Genomic DNA, 3,652 nt, shown 5'->3' with positions numbered 1-3,652 from the left:
GCGCTCGAGCAGCGCCACAAGTTCCTCAGCGAGCAGCTCACCGACCTCACGTCGACGCGCAAAGACCTTCTCACGATCATCGAGGAGATCGACGAGAAGATGCAGGACATCTTCGGCAACGCCTTCGAAGACACCAGGGCCGCGTTCAACACGGTCTTCCCGATCCTGTTCCCGGGCGGCACCGGCAGCATCCACCTGACCGATCCGGAGAACATGCTCACCACCGGCATCGAGGTCACGGTCAAGCCCGCCGGTAAGAAGATCGAGCGGCTCTCGCTCTTGAGTGGTGGCGAGCGATCCTTGGCCGCGGTCGCTCTGCTGATCGCGATCTTCAAGGCGCGCCCCAGCCCGTTCTACATCATGGATGAGGTCGAAGCCGCTCTGGACGACGCCAACCTCGGCCGGCTCCTGACGATTTTCGAAGACCTGCGCCAGACATCCCAGCTGATCGTCATCACTCACCAGAAGCGCACGATGGAGATCGCGGATGCCCTCTACGGGGTCTCGATGCGCGCCGACGGCATCAGCGCGGTCGTCGGGCAGCGAGTGAAGCAGGAGCAGGCCGGCTAGCTGGCCGACGCGCCGCCCGTCGTCGCGAGTGTGCCCGGCTGTCGCCATTGTGCCCGGTTGCCCTGGCACCAACGCGACAAACTGGCACCAACGCGACAAACTGGCACAACCGCGGGAGCGGCGTGTGCCGGCACTAGGTCCGAGCGGCCTCCGGGAGCAGTGGAGCCAGCGGCTCGTCATTGACCGTGTGCACCCGCCATCCCTCGCCGATTCGGTCGAAGGTGGCGGTCGACCCATTGTTGATCTGATCGAGCTTGCGTCCGGCGAGTGCGCTGAGCGTATAGCGGATGATCGTGCCGTGGCAGACGATCACGACGTTCGCGTCCCCGTACTCGTCGGCGATGTGATTCAGCGCCGCGATGCCGCGGGCGACCACCGAGTCGAGGCTCTCGAGCCCCGGGTAGTCGCGGTCGGGCCACCGCGCCTCGATGTCCTCCTCGGTCGCGCCCTCCCCGTCGCCGTAGTCGCGTTCGACGAGTTCGGGGTAGCTCGGCCCCAGCGTTATGCCGAGACCGTCGGCGATGATCTGCGCCGTCTCGCGCGCGCGGCTGAGCGGGGAGCTCACCACCGCATCCCAGCGCGTGCCCGAGAGCACCGCGACCGCCTCGTGGGCCTGCTGGCGCCCCGTGTCGTTGAGAGGAATGTCGGAGGAGCCCTGAAGACGAAGCTCACGATTCCAGTCGGTCTGGCCATGGCGGATGAAGGCGAAAGTCACCCCTCTAGTCTGCCCTGCCCCGGCGGCACCGGCTGTCGCGCGAGCATCCCGAGCCCCGTATGGAACGCCGGAGCGGCGCTCGCGAGCCGCCCGAAGAACTCGTCGTCGACCGACTCGACGGTGCCGATGGCCCGATTCACGAGGTCGATGCCGGCAGCCGTGACGGTCACGAGCATCGCGCGTCGGTCATCCGGATGCCGGGCGCGGGTGACCTGACCGGTCGCCTCGAGGGTCCGCAGCACCTGGGAGGTCATCATGGGGTCGGTCGCCGCCGCATCGGCGAGCGCTCGCTGGGTCATCGGTCCGTCGTTGGACCGCCAGGTGAGCGCGGCGAGAAGCACGAACTGCACGTGGGTGAGCCCGAACGGCTTCAGCGCGGCGCGCTGGGCGGCCTGCCAGCGATTGGTCACCCGCCAGAGCAGCAGGCCGGTGCTCTCGGCGTCGTCGGCGAATCGGCTGTCGAGGGCGGTCATCCGGCGGTCATCGCGGCTCGGATGCGCTCGAAGTCCGAGTCGCTCAGCTCGAGCAGTCCACGGCGCAGCGCGTAGCCCCAGTTCGGGCCGCTCGTCAGCTCCAGTTCGCCCAGCAGGGGCTTGATCGGGGTCTCCAGGCAGTCCTGCCAGTCGACCCGTCGTCGCCACGGCCGGAAGTCGCCGTCGGTCGCCTGCCAGATCTCGTCGTCGGCGACCCGGCCGAGGGCGGTGAACGCCTGCAGGGGGTCGCCATCCGGGTAGCTGGTTCGAGGCGAGTAGTAGACGAACCAGTCGCCGGCGTGCAGTCGGGTGAGGGGCGGGCGCTTGCCGTGGTTGACCTGGGCGATGCCGAGTCCGACCCCGATCATCACGTGCTCCCGGGAGACCACCCCGAGCCAGGCCTTCATTCTCTCCGTCATGGTTTTACTATGCGCGCATACGAAGTACGGTGTCAAGGGTGCCCGCTGGCGCGATTGTGCGCGCGGGATGCGGCGCAGGCGGGCACAGACCGGACAAAAGGGGAACAATCCCGCGGGCGGCATGCGGCGCGGGCGGGACGCCGCCCGGCGCGTGCACGGGCGGTGCGCGCCCCGCTGGGTAGCATGGGGGAATGGCAACTCCGTGGTCCCTGTCGGGTGCGCTCAAGGGCATGTTCTCGCGCAAGACCATCGACGACGAGACCTGGGACGACCTCGAAGACGCTCTCATCACCGCCGATTTCGGCTCCGACATCACCGATTCGATCGTCGCCGAGCTTCGCGAGAACGTGCGCAAGTACTCCACGACAGACCCGGAAGACCTGCGGCGGATGCTGCGGGAGACCCTCGAGGAGCGCCTCGCCAGGCTCGACCCCACCCTCACGCTCAGCGCGCGGCCCGCCGTCGTGCTCGTCGTCGGGGTCAACGGCGTCGGCAAGACCACGACGATCGGCAAGTTCGCGAAGTTCCTCACGACGCGCGGGCGCACGGTGATCGTCGGTGCCGCCGACACCTTCCGGGCGGCGGCGGTCGAGCAGCTGGCGACGTGGGCCGAACGCGGGGGTGCGTCCATCCAGAAGCCGCAGCAGCAGGGCCAGGATCCGGCATCCGTCGCCTTCCAGACGATCGAGCGGGCCCAACGCGAGGGCGTGGACATCGTGCTCATCGACACGGCCGGCCGCCTGCAGACCAAGAGCGGCCTCATGGACGAGCTGGCCAAGGTCAAGCGGGTCGTGGAGAAGCAGACGGAGATCGCGGAAGTTCTGCTCGTGCTCGACGCGACGACGGGGCAGAATGGCCTCGCGCAGGCAGAAGCGTTCATCGAGCATGCGGGGGTCACGGGACTCGTGCTCACCAAGCTCGACGGGTCGGCGAAAGGCGGGTTCGTGCTCTCGGTGCAGGAGAAGACGGGCATTCCGATCAAGCTCGTTGGCCAGGGCGAGGGGATCAACGACCTCACCGGATTCACCCCGCACGTCTTCGTGCAGAACCTGATAGGACGATGATGAGCCAGGAGGGCACCATGGCCGGTTCGGATCCCGCCCCGACACGCGGGCCACGCCTGTACAGCCGACTCTCGCTCGTGGCGCTCGCCTTGGCGGTTGTCGGTGCGGCCGTCGGCTTCTGGGGCTTCGTGAGCGGCATCGACTACGCGCTCAACGGCTCGGGCAGCGGACCGGGTCCGAGCATCATCGTGTTCTTCGTCGGGGCGGGGATCGTCGTTGCCTCGGTCGTGCTCGCGATCATCGCGCTCGTGCGGTCGAGCGCCAAGATGATGCCGACCATCGCGCTTTCCGTCGGGCTGCTCCCGATCGCCGGACTCCTCGTCGTGGTGCTCGCCAACCGGCGCTAGAGCCCGTTCCGCCGGGTTCCGTCGGTCAGCGCACGCGCTCGGGCGCGCCGAGCTGGGCGGAGAG

Annotated in this window: 6 protein-coding genes; 3 read left to right on the top strand and 3 right to left on the bottom strand. The window is 68.3% G+C overall.

Going from position 1 to position 3,652, the window contains the following annotated elements; genetic code table 11:
• The coding region (locus tag VIM54_RS11080) for an AAA family ATPase (RefSeq protein ID WP_331901314.1) at positions 1-570 on the top strand (570 nt) is incomplete at its 5' end.
• Positions 571-703: 133 nt separating this feature from the next.
• Here VIM54_RS11080 and VIM54_RS11075 read toward each other — a convergent pair.
• Genes VIM54_RS11075 through VIM54_RS11065 form a run of 3 tightly spaced genes read right to left on the bottom strand, consistent with a single transcriptional unit; the run spans position 704 to position 2,177 of the window.
• On the bottom strand, positions 704-1,285 hold the full coding sequence (locus VIM54_RS11075; protein WP_331901312.1) for a histidine phosphatase family protein: 582 nt from the start codon (positions 1,283-1,285) through the stop codon (positions 704-706).
• Positions 1,282-1,758, bottom strand: coding sequence for a MarR family winged helix-turn-helix transcriptional regulator (locus VIM54_RS11070; protein ID WP_331901310.1), 477 nt, complete (start codon positions 1,756-1,758; stop codon positions 1,282-1,284). The genes VIM54_RS11075 and VIM54_RS11070 overlap by 4 nt, the downstream gene beginning before the upstream one ends.
• The gene (locus tag VIM54_RS11065) at positions 1,755-2,177 is read right to left on the bottom strand and encodes an EVE domain-containing protein (RefSeq protein ID WP_331901309.1); all 423 of its coding nucleotides are present in this window, start codon (positions 2,175-2,177) and stop codon (positions 1,755-1,757) included. The genes VIM54_RS11070 and VIM54_RS11065 overlap by 4 nt, the downstream gene beginning before the upstream one ends.
• Positions 2,178-2,368: 191 nt before the next feature.
• Here VIM54_RS11065 and ftsY point away from each other — a divergent pair, with 191 nt between their 5' ends.
• Both ftsY and VIM54_RS11055 read left to right on the top strand, forming a co-directional pair.
• A complete protein-coding gene (gene ftsY / locus VIM54_RS11060) occupies positions 2,369-3,241 on the top strand; it encodes a signal recognition particle-docking protein FtsY (protein WP_147783897.1) in 873 nt (290 codons plus the stop codon).
• Between the two features lie 17 nt (positions 3,242-3,258).
• On the top strand, positions 3,259-3,588 hold the full coding sequence (locus VIM54_RS11055; RefSeq protein WP_331901307.1) for a hypothetical protein: 330 nt from the start codon (positions 3,259-3,261) through the stop codon (positions 3,586-3,588).
• Positions 3,589-3,652 lie beyond the last annotated feature (64 nt).

The organism is Lacisediminihabitans sp., assembly GCF_036569425.1.
GTDB lineage: Bacteria > Actinomycetota > Actinomycetes > Actinomycetales > Microbacteriaceae > Lacisediminihabitans.
This window is presented reverse-complemented; position numbering and strand designations above follow the sequence as displayed.